This is a genomic window from Flavonifractor sp. An4, from assembly GCF_002161755.1.
Classification (GTDB): Bacteria; Bacillota; Clostridia; order Oscillospirales; family Oscillospiraceae; genus Flavonifractor; species Flavonifractor avicola.
Genome location: NZ_NFIL01000051.1, coordinates 1 through 15,106, shown reverse-complemented (window position 1 = coordinate 15,106; position 15,106 = coordinate 1). Strand labels below are relative to the sequence as shown.

Here is a 15,106-nt window from a genome sequence, read left to right as displayed (position 1 = left end):
TGTGTGGTCGGCAAACCACTCCTACCTTATCAGGGAGTTTTTTACTTTTCTACTTTCCTCCTCGCTATAAGCTATTTTTTACCCCCGGCATAGCCGGGGGTTGACTTTGGTACCACCAATAACAAACAGCAGCCCCCCGCCGACGGCGGGGGGCTGCTGCTGTTTGGTCGGTTACAGGGGCTGGGCCGTCAAATTTTGGCCGCTGCCTGTTATGGCGTAGAAGGCGTACTCCCCCTCTTTCAGGGTGGAGGCGGCCAGAGCGGATTTTACCCCCTCCAGGTCCTCCGGCCGGAACCGGACGGCAATGCCGCAGCCCAGGGAGATCTCCCGCAGCACCGGCATGACCTGGACGGGCGCCACCTCTTTCAGCACTTTTTGGGCGTAAATGGCCCCGTAGGTGGAGGTAAAGGTGATGACCCCATAGTCCATCACAGGGAGATCACCTTGCCCGCCTTCTGCATCCGGGTGACGATGTCGTACATATTGCTGACGGCGCCCACCTTCAGCTGATCGGTGAGGCCGTAGAAGTTGAGGCAGGTGCCGCACACCAGAATCTCCGTTCCGCTGTCGCTGAGGGCTTTCAGGTGGTCCACTATCTGCTCGTCCAGAGTGGGCAGCTTGACCCCGACGTTCATAAAGAGCACCGCACCCGGCTTGTCCTCCCCCTGAGCCAGGGTGTAGAAGAACATCCGCATCAGGTTGCCTCCCAGCTCCCGGTCCCCGTCGCCGATAATGTCCCGGCCCACGAACACCGCCCAGTCCCCTCCGGCGGGCAGGGGGGAGTTGACGGCCTCCTCACAGGCGGAGCATCCCTCTCCCTTACTAAAGTCCAGAGCGAAGGTGCCTCCGTCCTCCCGGACCTGGACGGCAAAGCCCTGGTTGTCCGCCAGGCGCTTCAGATTCTCCATGGCGGTGGGGTTGTCCACCAGGACGGTAAAGGCGGTATGCCCCTGAGCCATGGCCCCCTTGGCCAGGATCACGGGGGTGGGACAGGGCTTGCCCTTGGCGTCTACGATATGTGCCATAGTGTGTTCCTCCTGTGGTTGATTCAGTAACGATTATTATACCCCCGGAAAACGGTCGCCGCAAGTGGTGGAAAACCGGTGGAAAATGTGAAAAATTCTTTAAAATCTACCGCCGGACGGCCCTTGTGCTTTTTCGGCGGGAGAAGTTGTGCTATACTGTAGGGGCTCGGAGACTTTGCCGGGCACTGAAATCATCCAACGCGAAAGGAGGTGGGCGGTATGGAGCTTCTCACCGGCTGGCTGACGGAAAACGAGGTGTTGTGCGCCTGGTTTACCTCCATTGTACGCTTTGTCTTTCCCGTGCTGGCCCTGCTCATCCTCATCCGCACCATCCGCTCCCTGCTGACGGTGCCCTGTCTGCCCGAGGTGTGGGCCTACCTCACCCTGCCCAACGGGGCCAACCAGCCCCTCACCCACTGGGAGAACATCCTGGGCCGGGCAAGCAACTGCGACGTGGTGCTCAACTACCCGGTGGTATCACGGCAGCACGCCGCCCTCATCCGCAACGAAAACGACACCTGGACCGCCTACGACTTAAACTCCAAGGGCGGGGTCACCGTCAACGGCAAGCCGGTCCATGACGCCACACCCGTTCAGTACGGCGATGTGCTGGCGGTGGGCGGGGTGGAGACGGTACTCCTCCCCCTCTCCCCCGAGGAGAAGGCCAAGCGCCGGAACAGCCGCCGCCGGTCCCGCCCCGTGTCCCCCTGGCTGGGCCTGGTGCTGCTGACGGTGTTCCAGGTGCTCACCGCCATCCAGCTCATCATCAGCGAGGGCCCCGACGCCTCCCCCATGATCCCCATCACCTTCCTGTGCTTTACCGGGGTCATGTGGCTCTACTTCCTGGTGCTGCGGGCCATGCGGCGGGTGGGCTTTGAGATGGAGACCATCGCCTTCTTCCTGTCCACCCTGTCCCTGTCGGTGACCTGCTCCTCCAACACGGCGGCCCTCTTCAAACAGTTCCTCTGCGTGGTGCTGGGGCTGGTGCTCTTCCTCATCCTGGGCGTCTTTCTCCGGGACCTGGACCGGGCCAAGAAGATCCGCTGGCTCATGGCCGGGGCGGCCATCGGCTTCCTCAGCCTGACGGTGGTGCTCTACAAGCTGGGTCTGGCCGATCCCAAGTACGGCGCGGCCAACTGGATCTCCATCGGCGGCATCAGCGTACAGCCCTCGGAGATCGCCAAGATCTGCTATATCTTCGCTGGAGCCGCCACCCTGGAGCGGCTCTTCCGCAAGCGGAACCTGGGCCTGTTCATCGTACTCACCGGCGTGTGCCTGGCCTGCCTGGCCTATATGAGCGACTTCGGCACCGCCGCCATCTTTTTCGTCACCTTCCTGGTCATCGCCTACCTCCGCTCCGGCGACTGGGCCACCCTGGCCCTCATCTGCGGCGGCGGCGTGTTCGCCGTGCTCACCATGCTGTCGGTGAAGCCCTACATCATGAGCCGGTTTGCCACCTGGGGCCACGCCTGGGAGAATGCCTCGGTGGGCAGCGGCTACCAGCAGACCCGTACCATGTCGGCCGCCGCCTCCGGCGGTCTGGTGGGGGTGGGCCCCGGCGAGGGCTGGCTCCACAACGTGGGCGCCGGTGACACCGACCTGGTGTTCGGTATGCTGTGCGAGGAGTGGGGCCTCATTATTGCCATTCTGGCCATCCTGTCCATTGTCACTCTGGCGGTGTTTGCCGTCCGGGCCTGCCGGGCGGGCCGGTCCTCCTTCTATATCATCGCCGCCTGCGCCGCCACCTCCATGATGGTGTTCCAGACCTGCCTCAACGTGTTCGGCGCGGTGGACATCCTGCCCCTTACCGGCGTCACCTTCCCCTTTGTGTCCAACGGCGGCACCGCCATGATCGCCTCCTGGGGGCTGCTGGCCTACCTGAAGGCCACCGACACCCGCCAGAACGCCAGCTTCGCCATCCGCCTGCCCTCCCGCAAGGAGGACCGGCAGAACGCCCAGCTGTCCATGAAACGCAACGAGCAGTGGGAGGGCCGCTATGAAGAAGATTGAAAAACGGGCCTTCCTCTGCCTGATCCTGGCCGCCGCCCTGATCCTGGGGCTGGGCTTCTATGTGGTGCGCTATGTGCTCTACGGCAACCGCTGGGCCTCCTTTGCCGCCAACCGCCACCTGTACAACAGCCAGGGCCAGCTGTCGGTGGGCCGGGTGCTGGACCGGGACGGGGACGTGCTGTCCTGGGCCGACGAGGAGGGCAACCGCCACTACTACGAAAACGCCACCGTCCGCAAGGCCACCCTCCACGCCGTGGGTGACGCCCAGGGCAAGATCGGCACCGGCGCCCTCACCGCCTTTGCCAGCCAGCTGTCGGGCTATAATCTGTTCACCGGGGCCTACTCCCCTCTGGGCAACGGCAACGACCTGTATCTCACCCTGGACGCCCGGCTCAACTACATCGCCCTCCAGGCCCTGGGGGGCCGCAAGGGCGCGGTGGGTGTGTACAACTATGAGACGGGAGAAATTCTGTGCATGGTGTCCTCCCCCACCTACGACCCTCTGGACCCGCCGGAGGATGTGGAGGACAATCCCGCCTATGACGGCGTGTACCTGAACCGTTTCCTCTCCGGCACTTTCCCGCCGGGCTCGGTGTTCAAGACGGTGACTCTGGCCGCCGCCATTGAAAACATCCCCGACCTCTTTGACCGGAGATGGACCTGTACCAGCTCCACTGAGGTGGGGGGCGAGGCCATCACCTGCCCCCACGCCCATGGGGAGATGGACATCTATGACGCCCTGGCCAACTCCTGCAACGGGGTGTTCGGCCAGCTGGCCGCCGAGCTGGGACCGGAGGTCATGGCCAAGTATACCCAAAAGGCGGGGCTCACCTCCTCCTATAAAGTCAGCGGCCTCACCTCCGCCGCCGGGCGGTTTGACTTCACCGGCACCACCGGCCAGCTGGCCTGGGCCGGCGTGGGCCAGTACAACGACCTGGCCAACCCCTGCGCCATTATGACCTACATGGGTGCCATCGCCAACGGCGGCAAGGCCGCCGTGCCCCGGCTCATCCTCAAGGTGGAAAATCCCCTGGGTCTGCCCTCTCTGCCCCAGTGGACCAGCAAGACGGGCACCCTCATTGAGTCCTCCACCGCCGCCACCCTGGCGGACATCATGTCCCGCAACGTCATCGACGCCTACGGCTCCGGCCGGTTCCCCAATATGGACATCTGCGCCAAGAGCGGTACCGCCGAGGTGGGGGGCGGCAACTCCCCCCACGCCTGGTTTGCCGGATTCCTCCGCAATGAGGACGCCCCCTACGCCTTTGTGGTGCTGGTGGAGAACGGCGGCTCGGGCGCCGACGTGGCCGGTTCCGTGGCTGCTCAGGTGCTGGACGCCCTGGTCAACGGCTATTGAGCAGCAGCACCTCCAGCCCCTGCTGCCGGGCGTAGTTGACCGTATAAGCGGTGCCGCCGGTATCCCGGGTGCACCAGGCCACGCACACCCCGCTGTGATCCACCAGATGCCGGTTGCGTTTGTGCATACATCCCGGCGTGTACCGGTCGGCGGTATACACCACCTTGTGGGCAGCGGCCTTGATGCGCTCATACTCCGCCACGTCCGCCTCCCGCCAGCCTCTGGTCTGGTCGGGGCAGGGCAGCACCAGAATGAGCTTGATGTGGGGAAACTCCCCCAAAAGCCCCAGCACGGTCTGAGCCGCCAGGGTATCAAACCCCAGAGCCCCTCCCGCACCAAAGTACCGAATCCCCCGGCCAATGAGCTGCCGCACCGTCTCCTCCAGGTTTTCCACCAGCACCCGCCGCTGTGTGGACGGAATGTCCCGGTGGCCGGTGAAGCAGCAGGTCTGTTCCCGCGTGGTCATACCCAGTCCCCCCTTTTCCCCCAGTATAGGCCGGGGCAAAGGACGAATTTTGTCGTATTCAGGGCCTGTTGCAAAATGTGCAGCTCGTACAAAGATCCGTCATTCCGAGAAAAACGGCCGCCCACCGGGCGGCCGTTTTTCGTGGGAATCCGTCCCTTTTGCCGGGGAAACGGATTGCCACGCCAGTGTGCGCACTGGCTCGCAATGACAGGTTTGTGCAAAACAGCTATTTTGCAACAGGCCCTCACTTTTCCACAGCGAATGTGAATAATGTGTAAAACCTGGGGGAATCCTCTTGACTTTGGGATTCAAAATCCTATTATTTATTTAGCACAGAAAATATTCTTCGGACATTGGAGGATTCAACCATGCAAGAGGTCAAAGATGATGGGAAAACCCCAAGCCCGCCCAAAAAACCGCTGATTTTCTACTATGCTCTGGCCCTGGTGGCCCTGATGCTCCTCAACGTCTTTTTCTTCCCCTCGGTGCTGGAGCGGCAGGTCATCGAGGTGCCCTACAGCCAGTTCCTCACCATGGTGGACGACCATCAGGTCACGGAGGTGGCTCTGGACGAGGACAGCCGTCAGATCGTCTTTATCGCCGCCGACGAGACAGGACGGACCGGCTACTACAAGACCGGCATCTGGCCGGACGACGGCCAGCGGCTGCTGAACCAGCTGCGGGAGGACCCGGATATCGTGTTCAGCGCCGAGATCCCCACCCAGGCCAACCCCCTTCTGGCCTTCCTGGTCAGCTGGATTCTGCCCATTTTCTTCTTTATTCTCATTGGGCAGCTGCTCTCCCGCTTCATGATGAAGCGGCTGGGCAACAATCTGCCCGGCGGCATGGGCAACGCCATGACCTTTGGCAAGGCCAACGCCAAGGTCTATGTGGAGGAGGCCTCCACCGGCGTGTCCTTTGCCGACGTGGCGGGCCAGGACGAGGCCAAGGAGGCCCTGATGGAGGTGGTGGACTTCCTCCACGAGCCGGACAAGTACGCCGAGATCGGCGCCAAGCTGCCCAAGGGTGTGCTGCTGGTGGGCCCTCCCGGTACCGGCAAGACCCTGCTGGCCAAGGCGGTGGCAGGGGAGGCCAAGGTGCCCTTCTTCTCCATCTCCGGCTCGGAGTTTGTGGAGATGTTCGTGGGCATGGGGGCTGCCAAGGTGCGGGACCTGTTCAAGCAGGCGGGGGAGAAGGCCCCCTGCATCGTGTTTATTGACGAGATCGACGCCATCGGCAAGAAGCGTGACGCCGGCGGCTACGGCGGCAACGATGAGCGGGAGCAGACCCTGAACCAGCTGCTGGCCGAGATGGACGGCTTTGACTCCAGTAAGGGCGTGGTGCTGCTGGCCGCCACCAACCGGCCGGAGAGCCTGGACCCCGCCCTCATGCGGCCCGGCCGGTTTGACCGGCGGGTGCCGGTGGAGCTGCCCGACCTCCAGGGCCGTGAGGCCATTCTGAAGGTCCACGGCAGGCACGTCCACATCGACGCCGATGTGGACTGGAGCGCCATCGCCCGGGCCACCGCCGGGGCCTCCGGCGCGGAGCTGGCCAACATCGTTAACGAGGCCGCCCTCCGGGCGGTGCGGCAGGGCCGCCGGACGGTGACCCAGGCCGACCTGGAGGAGAGCGTGGAGACCGTCATCGCCGGCGCCCAGCGGAAGAACGCCGTCATCTCTTCCCAGGAGAAGCAGCTGGTGTCCTTCCATGAGGTGGGCCACGCCCTGGTGGCCGCCCTCCAGACCCACTCCGCCCCGGTGACCAAGATCACCATCATCCCCCGCACCTCGGGGGCCTTGGGCTACACCATGCAGGTGGACGAGGGGGAGCGCAATCTCATGAGCCGGGCGGAGCTGGTGAGCAAGATCGCCACCCTCACCGGCGGCCGGGCCGCCGAGGAGCTGATTTTCGGCGCGGACAACATCACCACCGGCGCCTCCAACGACATCGAGCAGGCCACCAAGCTGGCCCGGGCCATGATCACCCGGTACGGCATGACGGACCAGTTCGACATGGTGGCCCTGGAGACGGTACAGAACCAGTACCTGGGGGGCGACACCTCCCTGGCCTGCTCCGCCGAGACGGCGGCCGAGATCGACAAGCAGGTGGTGGCCACCGTAAAGAAAGCCCATCAGAAGGCCCTGGCCCTGCTGCGTGACCACGAGGACCAGCTGCGGAAGCTGGCGGGCTACCTGCTGGAGAAGGAGACCATTACCGGCGAGGAGTTTATGAACCTGCTGGAGCAAAAATGACCGATAAAAAATCCCCGCTGCCATATTGGCAGCGGGGATTTTATGCGATCGGGAATTACTTAATGGGCTCGCCGGCCTCTTTCTTGGCCTTAATCTCCCGGAGGGCGTCGCGGTAGGACAGGTTGACACGGCCCTTCTCGTCGATATCGGTGACCTTGACCCAGATCATATCGCCGATGTTGACCACGTCCTCCACCTTCTCCACCCGGCGCTCAGCCAGCTTGGAGATGTGGACCATGCCGTCCTTGCCGGGAGCCAGCTCCACGAAGGCGCCGAACTGCAGGATGCGGACCACCTTGCCGTAGTACAGCTGGCCCACCTCGGGCACAAACACGATGGTCTCGATGGTCTTCTTGGCGGCGTCGCAGGAGGCCTTGTCGGTACCGGCAATGTAGATGGTGCCGTCGTCCTCGATGTCGATCTTGGCGCCGGTGTCGGCACAGATCTTCTGAATCACCTTGCCGCCGGAGCCGATGACCTCGCGGATCTTGTCCACGTCGATCTTCATCTTCACCATCTTGGGGGCGGTGTCGGCCACGTCGGCACGGGGCTTGGAGATGCAGGGCAGCATGATCTCGTCCAGGATGGCGTAACGGGCGTCCTTGGTGATGGCCAGCGCTTCCTTGATGATCTCATGGGACAGGCCGTCGTTCTTGATGTCCATCTGGATGGCGGTGATACCGGCCTTGGTGCCGGCCACCTTGAAGTCCATCTCGCCGTGGAAGTCCTCCACGCCCTGGATGTCGATGAAGGTGGTGAAGCCGCCGTCATCGTCCTGGATCAGGCCGCAGGAGATGCCGGCCACGGGGGCGGAAATGGGCACGCCGGCATCCATCAGAGCCAGAGTGGAGCCGCAGATGGAGCCCTGAGAGGTGGAGCCGTTGGAGCTCAGCACCTCGGACACCACGCGGATGGCGTAGGGGAAGTCCTCCACGGAAGGAATGACGGGCTCCAGAGCCCGCTCGGCCAGAGCGCCGTGGCCCTTCTCACGCCGGTTGGTGGACCGGGCGGCACGGGCCTCGCCGGTGGAGTAGGCGGGGAAGTTGTAGTGGTGCATATACCGCTTCTCCTCTTCCTCCCAGATGGTATCCAGCTTCTGGGCGGCGGAGAGGGTATTCAGGGTGCAGATAGACAGAACCTGGGTCTGACCGCGGGTGAACAGGCCGGAGCCGTGAACACGGGGCAGCACGCCAACCTCGGCGGCCAGGGGACGGATCTCGTTCTTGGCGCGGCCATCCACACGGTGGCCCTCCAGCAGCCAGGCCTTGACGATCTTCTTCTGGAACTTGTAGGTGATCTCCTCCAGGTACTTGTCCATCTCGGGATAGTCCTCCAGGAAGAGCTCATGCCAGTGCTCGATGAGGGCGTTCCACCGCTCCTCACGCACGTTCTTGTCGTCGGTGTCCATGGCGGCCTTGGCCTCGTCCATAGTGGCCTCCACGATCTTGTCGAACAGCTCCTGATCGAAGTCGGCGTGATCGTAGGTCATCTTCTCCTTGCCGATCTCAGCCACGATCTGGTTGATGAAGGCCACCTGAGCCTTGATCTCCTCGTGGGCCTTGACGATGGCATCATACATGATGTCGTCGGGCAGCTCCTTGGCGCCGGCCTCGATCATGATGACCTTCTTGTCGGTGGCGGCCACGGTCAGGTCCAGCTGGGAGTTGTGCTTCTGCTCGTTGGTGGGGTTCATGACGATCTGGCCGTCCACATAGCCCACCTCCAGGCAGCCGATGGGGCCGGCCCAGGGAATGGGGGAGAAGGCCAGGCAGGCGGACACGCCGATCATGGCGGTAACCTCGGGAGAGCAGTCCCGGTCCACGCTCATGACGGTGGCGGTGACCACCACGTCGTTGCGGAAGTCGTAGGGGAACAGGGGCCGGATGGACCGGTCGATGACGCGGGAAGCCAGCACGGCGGGCAGGGAGGGCTGACCCTCACGGCGCATGAAGGAGCCGGGGATACGGCCCACAGCGTACAGCTTCTCCTCGAAGTCCACGCTCAGGGGGAAGAAGTCCACGCCGTCCCGGGGACGGGGGGACACGGTAACGGCCACCAGCACGGTGGTCTCGCCATAGGTGACCATGGCGGACGCGGTAGCCAGCTCGGCCACCTTGCCCACGTCGATGGTCAGGGGACGGCCCGCCACCTCAGTCTTGTACACATGACGGTTGGTGAATTCCTTGTGCTTGATCACGGTTGACATGGGGAAAATCCTCCTTTTCATTGGTGTTTCCCCACCCGCCAGAGCCTGACTCTTTTAGCACTTGAATCCGGGTCCGCAGGCCGTCAGGCCCAGATTCAACTGCTAAAAGTATGCTCTGAGGAGTGGGAAGAAGGGGTGGCACGGAGGTCCGCGCCACCCCTATTCAATACATAATTACTTACGGATGCCCAGCTTGGCAATGATGGCACGATAGCGCTCGATGTCCTTGGCCATCAGGTAGTCCAGCATCTTGCGGCGCTTACCGACCATCTTCAGCAGGCCGCGGCGGCTGTGGTTGTCGTGCTTGTGGATCTTCAGGTGCTCGGTCAGCTCCTGGATGCGGGCAGTCAGAATGGCGATCTGCACCTCGGGAGAGCCGGTGTCAGTGGGATGAGTGCGGTTGGCTTCGATAACAGCAGTCTTTTCGTCCTTACGGATCATGGTTAGGTTCCACCTTTCAATCAATGTGCCCGCGGGCTGCGTGACCGGTCGGTGTAAGCCGGGAGACGAAGTCCGGGGTAAATACCGTCTGTTCACAGACTTAGATAGTTTATCATAGTCTGGCCCCATTGTAAAGGATTCATTCGGAAAATTTGGGGTCTTTTTTTGCTTTTTCAGCGGTACAAAGCCGCCTCCGGCTCCTTCAGCCACTTGCCGAATTTATAATAGATCAGCAGGGCCACCGAGGTGGTGAGCCAGGTGATGGGGTAGCTGGCCTCCACCATGACGATGGTATGGTACCGGGGCACCACCAGGAAGAGCCACAGCAGCCGCAGGCCGCACACGCCGAACACCGAGATGAGCATGGGCACCAGGGACTTGCCCGCTCCCCGAATGGCGCCGGGCAGCAGCTCCACCAGAATATAGGTGACATAGCAGGGAGCCAGGAAGACTACCATCTCCACGCCGATCTCCAGCACGTCGGGGTCGGGGGTAAAGATGGACAGGATGGGCCGGGCCAGCAGCACCAGGAAGGCGCTCATGGCGATGGTGATGATGGCGCTCATGCCCACCGAGATTTTTACGCTCTTTTTCAGCCGGTCGTATTTGCCCGCCCCGTAGTTCTGCCCGGCGAAGGTGGTGAGGGCCTGGGACAGGGCGGTGATGGTCATCCAGAACAGGATGTCCATCTTGCCGTAGGCCGTCCATGCGGCCACCGCGTCGGTGTCAAAGGAGTTGATGCAGGACTGAATGACAATATTGGAGGCGGAGTACATCACCGACTGGAGGGCGGTGGGCACGCCTACCTTCATAATAGCCGACATGGGCTGGCGGTGGAGCTTGAGCTGGCTGGGGAAGAACTGGAAGGGGGCGCCCTGGGAGCGCATCAGGGAGATCACCACCAGCACCGCCGACAGCACCTGGGAAGCCACGGTGGCAATGGCCACACCCAGCACCCCCAGAGGAACGACCACCACCAGCAGCAGATCCAGCACGATGTTGCACAGAGAGGCGGCAATGAGGAAGTACAGGGGGCGTTTGGAATCGCCCACCGCCCGGAGCACGCCGGTGCCCATGTTGTAGATCACGTTGGGGATCATGCCCAGGAAGTACACCCGCTGATAGAGGATAGCCCCGGGCAGGGCATCGGCGGTGGTGTCCATGGCCCGGAGGGCCCAGGGGGTGAGCACAAAGCCCACCACCATAAAGACCGCGCCGATGATCACCGACAGCAGCATGGCGGTGTGGACGCTCCTGTGGACCTCCTCCCCCTGGCGGGCGCCGTAGCGCTGGGCGATGACCACCACCGCGCCGGCGGCCAGGCCGGTGAAGATGCCCACGGTCAGGTTGACGATGACGCCGGTGGAGCCCACGGCGGCCAGGGCAACCTTGCCTACAAACCGCCCCACCACCACCGTGTCCACCGTATTGTACAGCTGCTGGAAGAAGGTACCAAACCACAGGGGCACGAATAAAGTTAACAGTTGTTTCCAGATCACGCCCTGGGTGATATCGCCCACGGGACGGGCCAGACGCATGACAGATCCCTCCAGAAAAAGTAAACTGACGCGGCCAGAGCCGCAAGAGGATTGTACACGGTTTCCCCGCAAAAGGCAAGGGGCGGCATCTGCCGCCCCTTGCCTTTTGCAGTTATACTTGTTCCGGCCCAAACACCTTGGCCTTGTAGTAGGACTCGGCGTTGTACAGGGCGGCCGCGGGGTTGTGGCCCAGCACCCGGTCCTTGGCCACCAGGGTGGTGACCAGAGCGTCGGAGTATTTGTAGAACAGGCTGTCGTGGCCCACGCACAGACCCACCACGATATTGAGCTGAGTCCCCACGGCGTTGAGCATTTTGGCCTGAAAGATGGGGTTGCAGGCGTTGGCTCCCACCGCGTTACACTCGGCAGGAATGCCCAGATCCGCCTTCTTCACCATGCCCGCCTTGCACCCCATGCCGAACACCTCAAAGCCGTGGGAGCGGAGGATGCGGGCCAGGATGCGGGACTCGTGGAGCAGGCCCACACAGGTGGCGATGCCGATCTTGTGAAAGCCCAGCTTCCTGGCAAATTCCACGATCTCCTGGACCCGGGTATACTGGCAGTAGTGCTGGCACTCCACCTCAGCCGCCGCTACCATGGCGGCGTGGTTGTCCTCCTCCTGATAGCAGGCCACCGCCTCGTCCAGCACCTTCTGCTCCAGATTTTTGGACAGGCAGAAAGGGGGAAACGCGTCGGAGTGATTCAAATCGTTGCAGGCGGCGGAACCGCAGTCAATGCAGCTGCGTGTACAGGCGTTTTCTTCCATAATGATCCTTCTTTCCTGGATACAGACTGCCCGTCAGGGCAGCAGAATGGAGGCGCAGGCACCGCTGCTCCGCCAATCCTCCCACCGGCGACGGCACAGCTGATGAAAAGCGCTGGCAATGTCAATGAATTCCTGGGGGAGAAGGCTGTCCGCCTGGGCACGGATCTCCTCCATGGCGGGAGGGATACGGCCCTGGACCCAGGCCTCCGTTCCACCGGCCTCCACGGTGTAGTAGGTCCAGGCGATGGAACCGGCCATGGCTCCGGTGGTGTCGCAGTCGCCGCCGATGGAGACGGCGCCCCGGACCGCGTCCTCAAAGTCGGCGGACTCCAGAAATGCCACGATGGCCTGGGGCACCGAGCCCTGACAGGACACGTCAAAGTGGTAGTCTGCCCGGATGGAATCCAGGGTAAAGTCCAGGGAATAAAAATGCTCGGCCACATACTGCCGGATCTCCTCTTTGGAGGCCCCCGTCTTGGCCAGGAAGAGGGCGGCAGCCACCGCCTGTGCGCCCTTGATTCCCTCCGGGTGGTCGTGGGTGACGGCGGCGCTGACCCGGGCCAACTCCAGCGCCTCCTCCAGTGTCACCGCCGCCAGGGCACAGGGGGAGACCCGCATGGCGGAACCATTGCCGTAGCTGCCGTAGGGCGTGGGGTTCTCCCGGCGGAGCCATTCGGCAAAGCGGCCGCCGTAGGCGCCGGTGGGATGGGGATATCTGCGGCCGAAGTCCTGCATTACCTCCACCAGAAGCCCCGAAAAATCCCGGTGGTTCTCCGGCTCCTGCTGACGGAGCAGGATGGCCTGGGCCACGGCGGCGGTCATAATGGAGTCGTCCGTATAATCGCAGCCCGGCGAAAACAGCGGGAACTCCTTTGTCTTAATGTTATTAAATTCATATTTGGAGCCGACAATATCGCCGATGAACGCACCATACATAGGGATACCTCCCAATCAAACTTGATGGTGAGAGTATACCGCACCTTAAGGGGCGGCGGGTCGCATACCAGGCGACATCCTGGGTCTGGGCGGCTTACAGGCCGTCCCGCACCAGCCGGGCGGCGGTCTCCACATGAACCGTGCGGGGGAAGAGGTCCACGGCGGTAGCGGTGTCCAGCTTGTACCCAAGGGCGGCAAACCGCTTCACATCCCGGCCCAGAGTGGCCGGGTCGCAGGACACATAGACCACCCGCCGGGGGGCCATCTCGGCAATGGTGGCCACCACGTCCTCCGCCAGTCCCTTCCGGGGCGGGTCCACACAGATCACGTCGGGGCGCACCCCCTCCCGGGCCAGCTGCCGGGCGGCCTCGCCGGCGTCGGCGCACAGGAACCGGGCGTTTTCAATGCCGCTGCGGCGGGCGTTCTGAATGGCGTCGTCCACCGCCTGAGGCACCACCTCGGCCCCCCACACCCTGCCCGCCTGCCGGGCCATCACCAGGGAAATGGTGCCGATGCCGCAGTACAGGTCCAGCACCGTCTCGGTGCCGGTGAGCTGAGCCAGCTCCACCGCCTTGCCGTAGAGCACCTCGGTCTGGTCGGGATTGACTTGATAGAAGGAGGGGACGGACAGGCGGAAGTCGGAGCCGCACAGGGTGTCGGACAGGAAGTCCTGTCCCCAAAGTGTGCGGTAGGAGTCCCCCAAAATCACGTTGGTATGGCTCCTGTTGACCCCCAGCACGATACCCACCAGGCCGGGCTCGGCCGTCCGGAGAGCGCGCACCAGCTCGCTCTCCCGGGGGACCCCTACGCCGTTGACCAGCAGGCAGCACAGGCTCTCCCCCCGGCGGTTGGTGCGGACATACACATGGCGCACCAGGCCGGAGCGGGCCTTCTCATTGTAGGCCGGGATGGAATACTCCATCATCCAGTCTTTCACCGCCCCCCGCAGGCGGGCGGCCGCCTCGCTCTGGAGAAGGCAGTCTTTCACGTCCACCACCTTGTGGGTGCGGGACTGGTAGAATCCGATGCGGGGGCCGGGGGCGACGGGGAACTGGGCCTTGTTGCGGTAGCGGTCAGGCCGGGCGGCCCCCAGAATTTCCGTCACATGGATGTCCGCGCCTCCCAGACGGCGGAGGCAGTCCTCCACCCGGGTGCGCTTGGCCTCCAGTTCCTCGGCGTAGGTGATGTGCCGGAAGGCGCAGCCGCCGCAGCGGCCGTAATAGGGACAGTCGGGGGTAATCCGGGCAGGGGAGGGTTCGGTGACCTCCCGCACCACGCCCCACAGGGCGGAGCGGCCCACATGGGTGAGCCGCACCTGGCACAGCTCCCCCCGGACACCGCCCTGGACAAACACCACCATGCCGTCCAGCCGGGCCACACCGGCGCCGTCGCTGCTGTAGCCCTCGATGCGCAGGGGATAGGTATGGCCTTCCAGAGGCTTATTGGGCTGCATACATACTCACGTCCTTCAGCGTATCATAGGGAATGGTGACCTCCACCGGGGAGTGGATGCCGGTCAGGGTGTTGCCCTGAATCCAGAACACATAGCCGTCGGAGGTGAGGCAGAACTGCTCCGGCTGGTAGGCCGCTGTCACAGCCGCCTGGGTGAACTCCCCGGCGGACAGCTCCGGGCTGGCCAGGAAGGCCTTCACCACCCGGTCCCGCACGGCCTGGGCGTCGGTAAAGAAGTCGGTAAAGGTCAGCTTGATGCCGGTCTGGGGATCAAAGTTCTCCCCCAGCTCAAACACGGTGGGGTAAGCCGCCCCGCTGTTGATGTACCAGGTGCGGCGGATGCTGATGACCTGATCGGTGGAGAGCACCACCTCATAGCTCATCTCCTCGGTGACCGGCGTAAAGGAGAAGCCGGCGGCCTTGGACACGTCGTAGTCCGCCACCACCTGCTCATAGTTGGCCTCGGCGCTCTCCATGCGGCTGGCGCCGTCGGCCTTGTACCAGTCGTTGATCACATCGCCGGCAGGGCAGGTGTCGGTATTCTGCACCATGGGCAGGGTATAGCGCACCGTCATGACCTGGGTGCCGTCCCCGGCGGTATAGGTCTGGGTAAAGACCTGCTCCCCCCACTGGGGCGGTTCGGGGGTGGGGGTGGGT

13 protein-coding genes are annotated in these 15,106 nt (G+C 63.3%); 3 read left to right on the top strand and 10 right to left on the bottom strand.

The window, feature by feature from the left end; genetic code table 11:
* Positions 1–171: 171 nt before the first annotated feature.
* Together B5F94_RS14420 and yedF are read right to left on the bottom strand one after the other, a co-directional pair.
* Positions 172–429, bottom strand: coding sequence for a DUF3343 domain-containing protein (locus B5F94_RS14420; RefSeq protein ID WP_087331099.1), 258 nt, complete (start codon positions 427–429; stop codon positions 172–174).
* A complete protein-coding gene (gene yedF, locus B5F94_RS14415; protein WP_087331097.1) occupies positions 429–1,025 on the bottom strand; it encodes a sulfurtransferase-like selenium metabolism protein YedF in 597 nt (198 codons plus the stop codon). The genes B5F94_RS14420 and yedF overlap by 1 nt, the downstream gene beginning before the upstream one ends.
* Before the next feature lie 219 nt (positions 1,026–1,244).
* Between yedF and B5F94_RS14410 the strand changes: the two genes are divergently transcribed.
* Both B5F94_RS14410 and B5F94_RS14405 read left to right on the top strand, forming a co-directional pair.
* A complete protein-coding gene (locus B5F94_RS14410; protein ID WP_087331095.1) occupies positions 1,245–3,035 on the top strand; it encodes an FtsW/RodA/SpoVE family cell cycle protein in 1,791 nt (596 codons plus the stop codon).
* Complete coding sequence (locus tag B5F94_RS14405; protein WP_087331093.1) at positions 3,022–4,392, top strand: penicillin-binding transpeptidase domain-containing protein; 1,371 nt, start codon at positions 3,022–3,024, stop codon at positions 4,390–4,392. The genes B5F94_RS14410 and B5F94_RS14405 overlap by 14 nt, the downstream gene beginning before the upstream one ends.
* On the opposite strand, the gene B5F94_RS14400 is transcribed toward B5F94_RS14405, so the two are convergent.
* A complete protein-coding gene (locus B5F94_RS14400; RefSeq protein ID WP_087331091.1) occupies positions 4,379–4,858 on the bottom strand; it encodes an SLOG family protein in 480 nt (159 codons plus the stop codon). The two genes, B5F94_RS14405 and B5F94_RS14400, sit on opposite strands and share 14 nt — an antisense overlap.
* 368 nt (positions 4,859–5,226) lie before the next feature.
* On the opposite strand from B5F94_RS14400, the gene ftsH reads away from it, so the two are divergent.
* Positions 5,227–7,110, top strand: coding sequence for an ATP-dependent zinc metalloprotease FtsH (ftsH, locus tag B5F94_RS14395; RefSeq protein ID WP_087331089.1), 1,884 nt, complete (start codon positions 5,227–5,229; stop codon positions 7,108–7,110).
* Between the two features lie 55 nt (positions 7,111–7,165).
* On the opposite strand, the gene B5F94_RS14390 is transcribed toward ftsH, so the two are convergent.
* The 7 genes from B5F94_RS14390 to B5F94_RS16510 all read right to left on the bottom strand — a co-directional run.
* Positions 7,166–9,316, bottom strand: a complete 2,151-nt coding sequence (locus B5F94_RS14390; protein ID WP_087331086.1) for a polyribonucleotide nucleotidyltransferase — start codon at positions 9,314–9,316, stop codon at positions 7,166–7,168.
* Positions 9,317–9,490: 174 nt separating this feature from the next.
* Positions 9,491–9,757 carry a 30S ribosomal protein S15 gene (rpsO, locus tag B5F94_RS14385; RefSeq protein ID WP_087188508.1) on the bottom strand — a complete coding sequence of 89 codons (267 nt, stop codon included), beginning with the start codon at positions 9,755–9,757 and terminating at the stop codon, positions 9,491–9,493.
* A 173-nt stretch (positions 9,758–9,930) separates the two neighbouring features.
* Positions 9,931–11,295: an MATE family efflux transporter gene (locus B5F94_RS14380; protein ID WP_087331084.1), complete on the bottom strand. Its 1,365-nt coding sequence runs from the start codon at positions 11,293–11,295 to the stop codon at positions 9,931–9,933.
* 112 nt (positions 11,296–11,407) lie between these two features.
* Positions 11,408–12,061 (bottom strand): DUF1847 domain-containing protein, encoded by a 654-nt coding sequence (locus B5F94_RS14375; protein ID WP_087331082.1) that lies wholly within the window; start codon positions 12,059–12,061, stop codon positions 11,408–11,410.
* A 33-nt stretch (positions 12,062–12,094) separates the two neighbouring features.
* Positions 12,095–12,997 carry an ADP-ribosylglycohydrolase family protein gene (locus B5F94_RS14370; RefSeq protein ID WP_087331080.1) on the bottom strand — a complete coding sequence of 301 codons (903 nt, stop codon included), beginning with the start codon at positions 12,995–12,997 and terminating at the stop codon, positions 12,095–12,097.
* Positions 12,998–13,091: 94 nt separating this feature from the next.
* Positions 13,092–14,450: a 23S rRNA (uracil(1939)-C(5))-methyltransferase RlmD gene (gene rlmD / locus B5F94_RS14365; protein ID WP_087331078.1), complete on the bottom strand. Its 1,359-nt coding sequence runs from the start codon at positions 14,448–14,450 to the stop codon at positions 13,092–13,094.
* A partial coding sequence (locus B5F94_RS16510) for a hypothetical protein (protein WP_087331076.1) occupies positions 14,437–15,106 on the bottom strand: 670 nt, incomplete at its 5' end. The genes rlmD and B5F94_RS16510, both read right to left, overlap by 14 nt.